At 71.3% G+C, this 6,170-nt stretch carries 5 protein-coding genes; 2 read left to right on the top strand and 3 right to left on the bottom strand.

What is annotated here, in order from left to right; genetic code table 11:
* Positions 1-2,123: UvrD-helicase domain-containing protein (locus ACSNOG_RS31495; protein ID WP_436756121.1), on the top strand; the 2,123-nt coding region annotated here is incomplete at its 5' end.
* 43 nt (positions 2,124-2,166) lie between these two features.
* On the opposite strand, the gene dhaK is transcribed toward ACSNOG_RS31495, so the two are convergent.
* Together dhaK and ACSNOG_RS31485 are read right to left on the bottom strand one after the other, a co-directional pair.
* Complete coding sequence (dhaK, locus tag ACSNOG_RS31490) at positions 2,167-3,159, bottom strand: dihydroxyacetone kinase subunit DhaK (RefSeq protein ID WP_436756120.1); 993 nt, start codon at positions 3,157-3,159, stop codon at positions 2,167-2,169.
* A gap of 487 nt (positions 3,160-3,646) precedes the next feature.
* The gene (locus tag ACSNOG_RS31485; protein ID WP_436756119.1) at positions 3,647-4,219 is read right to left on the bottom strand and encodes a dihydrofolate reductase family protein; all 573 of its coding nucleotides are present in this window, start codon (positions 4,217-4,219) and stop codon (positions 3,647-3,649) included.
* 502 nt (positions 4,220-4,721) lie between these two features.
* Between ACSNOG_RS31485 and ACSNOG_RS31480 the strand changes: the two genes are divergently transcribed.
* On the top strand, positions 4,722-5,366 hold the full coding sequence (locus ACSNOG_RS31480; RefSeq protein WP_436756118.1) for a carbonic anhydrase: 645 nt from the start codon (positions 4,722-4,724) through the stop codon (positions 5,364-5,366).
* A 10-nt stretch (positions 5,367-5,376) separates the two neighbouring features.
* Here ACSNOG_RS31480 and ACSNOG_RS31475 read toward each other — a convergent pair whose 3' ends face one another.
* Positions 5,377-6,021, bottom strand: a complete 645-nt coding sequence (locus ACSNOG_RS31475) for an L-threonylcarbamoyladenylate synthase (RefSeq protein WP_436756117.1) — start codon at positions 6,019-6,021, stop codon at positions 5,377-5,379.
* Positions 6,022-6,170: the final 149 nt, after the last annotated feature.

Genomic DNA, 6,170 nt, shown 5'->3' with positions numbered 1-6,170 from the left:
AGGTCATGGGCGCGGGGGGATCGGCGTGGAAGCGGGCGCAGGAGGCCCGGCGGTACGAACGCGAGCTGCGCGAGCAACTCAGGGCGGCCCAGTGGGAGGTGCGCAACTGGGAAGCGGCGAGCGAGGGCGAGCGCAAGGTCGCCGCGAAGCTGCAAGTCCTCACCCGGCGCGGGTGGCGCCTGCTGCTCGACCGGCGCTGGCCCGGCACCCGCTCGGCCAACGTCGACATGCTGCTCATCGGCCCCGGCGGCGTCTTCGTCATCGACGTCAAGAACTGGCGACACGCCCCGGAGACGGCCGGCGGACACCTGAAGGCCGGCGGGCGCACGTACGACCGCGAGGTGGGCAAGCTGCTCAAGGTGACCCGGCTCGCGGAGAACGCCGTCTCCGAGCGGAACCTGTCCCCCGTGGCCGTCCAGCCGCTGATGGTCTTCGCCGGCCGGTCGGTCAGCCAACGGCTCGGCACCGTACGGCTGCTGGGGGAGCGCGAGGTGACGCCGGCCCTCGTCGCCGAACGGGTCCGGCTGCGCCCGTCCGAGGTCAAGGCCGTCGCCGACCACTTGGAGCAGGTGTTCCGCGACTACGAGGACACCTCGGCCCGCACCGGCCCCGCGGCGGCGGCAGCAGCGGCGACAGTAGCGACAGCAGCGGCAGCGTCGGCGTCCGCTTCGCCCGAGCCCGGTCCCGACGACGCGCTCTTCGACGTCGAAGGGATACGGAACGCGGCCCTGGAAGCCGCCCGCAGCGCCCCGGTCGAACAGTGGATGACCTTCCTCCACCCCGATCAGCTCGCCCTCGTGCGCCGCAACTGGTCCGGGCCCGCGCGCGTCAGCGGCCCGGCAGGCACCGGCAAGACGGTCGTCGCCCTGCACCGCGCCGCGTACCTCGCCGCCCGCACGCCCGGCCGGATCCTCTACGTGACCTTCGCCAACAACCTGCCCCGCGTGCAGAGCACGTTCCTCAGGACGATGGCCCCGGCGGTCGCCGACCGGGTCGACTTCAGCAGCCTGCACGCCTGGGCGAGCCGGTTCCTCCGCCACCGCGGCGTCGCGAGCCGGCTGGACCCCGGCAAGGCCGGGAACGCCTTCAGCTGGGCCTGGAAGAGCCACGGCCGGGGCACCGTCCTCGAAACCCTCGACCCGGTACCCGGATACTGGCAGGAGGAGATCGACTACGTGATCAAAGGCCGGGGGATCACGACCTTCGAGGAGTACGCGCCGCTGCGGCGCTGGCGCCGCCGCACCAACCTGCGCCGCCCCCACCGCGAGGCCGTGTGGGCGCTGTACGAGGAGTACGAGCGCAACCGGACCGGCAAGGGCGTGCACGACTTCAACGACATCCTCGCCCTCGCCCTCGACGAGGCGCTCGCGCACCCCGGTGCCACCCCGTACACGTCGGTCGTCGTCGACGAGGTGCAGGACCTCACCTTCGTCGGCCTGCGACTGCTCCACGCACTCGTCGGCGACGCGCACAACGGCCTGCTGCTCGTCGGGGACGGCCAGCAGGCCGTGTACCCGGGCGGGTTCCGCCTCTCCGACGCGGGCATCGACGTCCGCGGCCGCGGACAGGTGCTGCGCAAGAACTACCGCAACGCGAAAGAGATCCTCGACGCCGCCCTCGCCGTCGTCGCGGACGACTCCTTCGACGACATCGACGGCACCCCCACGGCCGGGCGCCGCGATGTCGACCTCACCTACGGCGACGGCCGGGTCACCCGGTTCACCGCGCCGACCCGGGCCGAGCACGACGAGGCCCTCCTCGCCGCCCTGCGCGAGCTCGGCCCCGAGGCGTGGCCCGACTCGGCGGTGCTGTGCCGCACCGGAGCCGAGCGGGAACGCTACCGGCAGCTGCTCACCCGGGCCGGCATACCCGCGATCACCCTGGAGCAGTACGACGGCCGCCCGGTGCCCGGCGTGAAGCTCGGCAGCTACCACCGTGCCAAGGGGCTGGAGTTCAAGCACGTGCACCTGCCCGACCACGACGCCCCGGCCGCGACCAGGACGGGCGACGGCACCGACGAAGGCGTCGCCCGCGAGCGCCGCGAACTCCAGCGCAGTCAGCTCTTCGTCGCGATGACGCGGGCGAGGGACACGCTGTGGCTGGGATCGGTGACGCGCCGGTGAGACGGCGGTGACGGACCCTCCGGGCGGGCGGGGGGAGGGGGGATCAGCGCCCCCAGCGCAGCCCCGGTGTCTGCACGGGCGCGTCCCACAGGCGCAGCATCTCCTCGTCCACCTGGCAGAGCGTCACCGAAGCACCGGCCATGTCGAGCGAGGTGACGTAGTTGCCGACGAGCGTCCGCGCGACGGGCACGTCGCGCTCGCGCAGTACGCGGTGGACCTCGGCGGTGAAGCCGTACAGCTCCAGCAGCGGTGTCGCCCCGGCGCCGTTGACCAGCGCCAGCACCGGGCCGGTGGGCCGGAGGTCGGAGAGGACGGCGTCCACGGCGAAGTCCGCGATCTCGCCCGACGTCATCATCGCGCGCCGCTCCCGCCCCGGCTCGCCGTGGATCCCGACGCCGAGCTCCAGCTCCCCGGCGGGCAGGTCGAAGGTCGGGCCGCCCTTGGCGGGGGTGGTGCACGAGGCGAGGGCCACCCCGAAGCTGCGCGACGCCTCGTTGACCCGCCGCGCGATGGCCTCCACCCGCTCCAGCGGCGCCCCCTCCTCGGCGGCCGCCCCGGCGATCTTCTCCACGAAGAGCGTGGCACCGGTACCGCGCCGCCCGGCGGTGTACAGGCTGTCGGTGACGGCCACGTCGTCGTTGACGAGCACGCTCGCCACCTGGATGCCCTCGTCCTCGGCCAGCTCGGCGGCCATGTTGAAGTTGAGGACGTCGCCCGTGTAGTTCTTCACGATGAACAGCACGCCCTTGCCGCTGTCCACGGCCGCGGCGGCCCGCACCATCTGATCGGGCACGGGCGAGGTGAACACCTCGCCGGGACACGCGGCATCCAGCATCCCGGCCCCCACGAACCCCCCGTGCAACGGCTCGTGCCCGGACCCACCCCCGGACACGAGCGCCACCTTCCCGGCCACGGGCGCGTCCCGCCGCACGACGATGCGCCGCTCGACGTCGACACTGAGCTCGGGATGCGCAGCGGCCATCCCCCGCAGGGCATCGGGCACGACGGACTCGGGAACGTTGATGAGCTTCTTCACTGCGGGCTCCTTCAGCGACGGTCGGTGGCGGTCTGCGGCGGTACTGGATGCTGACCTCGTGCTGACTGTACTGACGATCAATCAACTGAAGAGCGAACTACTCAGCGTGATAGTCCTAGGGCACTGAGACCGGCGAACTGAAAAACTCCGGCGTCGAAGGAATTGAGCACCCATCAGGTGCGAGCGCTGTCCGAGTCGGACGCGGCACGTTCCGACGCACTCCGGCCGGCCTCTTCCTCCGCGCAGCCGTGGTGCCCGCTTGCGGGTGTGGTCGGGTGCGTGCGCCGGGCGTGCTTGCGTGTGCCGTCGCTATGCCGTCGCTATGCCGACGAGGCGCCATACCACCGGTGTGGACCAGTGAGCCCCCAGGCCGCACCATGTCACCGGCTACGCCACTCTCCTCCCGCTGCCTCACCTCCTGGAGCCCCTGGAGGCGCTGCCGCAGGACCAGCCCATCGAGCCCGATCTGCCCAGTTCGGGAGCCCTGTCAGCGGACGACGTCGAAAACGTTCTTCTGCAGGCCGTTGGCGTAGACCTCGTGCTCGACCAGCTTCAGCTTCTGGGTGTCCTTGTCCGTGGTGCTGAACAGGCGCTTGCCGGCGCCGAGCAGGAGCGGGAAGACGAGCAGGTGGTAGCGGTCGATCAGGCCGGCGTCCGAGAGGGCCTGGTTGAGGGAGGCGCTGCCGTGGACGATGATCGGGCCGCCCTCCGTCTCCTTCAGGGCAGCGACCTCGTCGAGCGAGCGCAGGATCGTGGTCTCGCCCCAGTTCGCCACCAGGGCGTCCTCGGTGAGGGTGGTGGATACGACGTACTTCGGCATCACCTTGTAGTCGGCGAAGTCCGCCATGTCCGGCCACACCGGGCTGAACGCCTCGTAGCTGACCCGGCCCATCATCATTGCGGCGACTTCCTTCTGCTCCCGGCCCTTGATCTCGAATGCCTCGGGCAGAAACTCGACGTCCTTGAAGGTCCACCCGGAGTTCCGGTACCCGGGCTCGCCTCCCGGGCCCTCCACGACGCCGTCGAGGGAGACGAAGGCGGACACGATGAGCTTGCGCATGAGGTGACTCCCTTGAGTGAAGGCAACACGAACGCCCTTGTGTGCGGCGTCCACATATAGAGGTCGCGGCGATCTGCGCCCCCGGATCGATCTTGCAGCAGCCTAGACGAGTTAAGTGGATGCTGTCCACATTGGAGTGGGTGATGGCGTCGGACACCGACGAGCCCAAGCGCCGGCGCCCAACTGGCCCGCGCGTGCGGCCCGAAGGCCTTCGTGCTGCGCGCCGTCAACGGGAAGCCGGGTCGCCCCCGACGCCGCCTACCGCCACCTCACGTCCTCGACCCATCAGACGGGTCTGGGCTTCGACCTGTCGGCGGCCGACAACAAGCGGTTCATCGCGAATGTGCCGGAACATCCGAACCAGGACCGCGAGCCGTTACCGCGAGTTGGTGGCCTGCTCGCTCCACGGCTGCGGAGCGGGGGTCGGCGGAGCGGTTGGGTAGAGAGGCGGGAGGGGCAGGGTGGCTGGGCAGTGCTGAGGGCCAGGCTTTAACCTGCGGCTATGACCGATGTGAAGATGCCGACGCCGCGTGACGCTTTTGAGATGCTGCTGGCTGGTAACCAGCGGTTCGTGACCGGGGTGCCGGAGCACCCGAACCAGGATGCTGCTCGTCGTACGGAGGTCGCCCCGGCCCAGAATCCCTTCGCCGTGCTCTTCGGGTGTTCGGACTCGCGCCTGGCGGCGGAGATCATCTTCGACCGTGGTCTGGGCGATCTGTTCGTCGTGCGCACCGCCGGGCACGTCATGGGGCCCGAGGTGCTGGGCAGCATCGAGTACGGAGTGAGTGTGCTCGGGGCGCCTTTGGTCGTGGTGCTCGGGCACGACGCGTGCGGCGCGGTCGCGGCGACCCGTGCGGCGGTCCAGGACGGCACGACCGCCAGCGGTTACGTGCGGGATGTGATCGAGCGGGTGACTCCCAGCGTGCTGGCCGTTCGTGCCGCTGGGCGTACGGAGGAGCAGGACTTCATCGCCGAGCACATACGGCACACGGTCGATCTGCTGCTGGACCGCTCCCGCGCCCTGGCGGAGGCGGTGGAGGCCGGCCGGGCGGCCGTGGTGGGCCTGTCGTACCGGCTGGCCGACGGCACCGCTCACCTGGTGACCGTCCGGGGCCTGGAGGACGTACCGGCCGACGTGGCGTCGTGACGGGCGGCGGTCAGCGTTCCTGAAGGCCGGGTACGACCTTGCGGAGCTGCTCGGCGCTGACCGCGCCCGCGCGCAGCAGGATGGGGGCGGTGCCGGTGACGTCCACGATGGAGGACGGCACGGCGGCCGGCGTGGGGCCCGCGTCCAGGTAGACGGCCACCGCGTCGCCGAGCATCGCCTGGGCGGCGTCGCAGTCCTGCGGGGAGGGATGCCCGGTCAGGTTGGCGCTGGAGACGGCGAGCGGTCCGGTGGCGCCGAGCAGGTCCAGGGCCACGGGGTGGGCGGGCATGCGGACCGCGACCGTGCCGTGGGTCTCGCCGAGGTCCCACTCCAGCGACGGCTTATGGCGGGCGACCACGGTCAGCCCGCCCGGCCAGAAGGCGTCCACGAGCTGCCGCGCCTGCTCGGGCAAGTCCTCGACCAGGCCGTCGAGATCGCCGGGAGAGCCGACCAGTACGGGGGAGGGCATGTTCCTTCCCCGGCCCTTGGCCTCCAGCAGTCCGCCGACCGCCTCGGTGCTGAAGGCGTCCGCGCCCACCCCGTAGACGGTGTCGGTGGGAAGCACCACGAGCTCGCCGCGGCGAACCGCAGCTTCCGCCTCGCGGAGGCCGGCGGCCCGCTCGGGGGCGTCCGAGCAGGTGAATCGACGTGACATTCTGTTCTCTCCCAGCGGTTCCCAGTAGTTCCCAGCAGGCCGGGCACTTGTCCGCACCGTCAGTCCGGTTGGGCGGCCCCCGGATCCGCTGGGGTGACACTCCGGTCCTTCACCGCCCCCTTGTGCAGCGGATCGTCCGGCCGTCATCG

Origin of the sequence: Streptomyces sp. URMC 124 (assembly GCF_051386455.1) — a bacterium.
Taxonomy (GTDB): domain Bacteria; phylum Actinomycetota; class Actinomycetes; order Streptomycetales; family Streptomycetaceae; genus Streptomyces.
The sequence above is the reverse complement of the archived record's forward strand: the minus strand, read 5'-3'. Positions and strand labels throughout refer to the sequence as shown.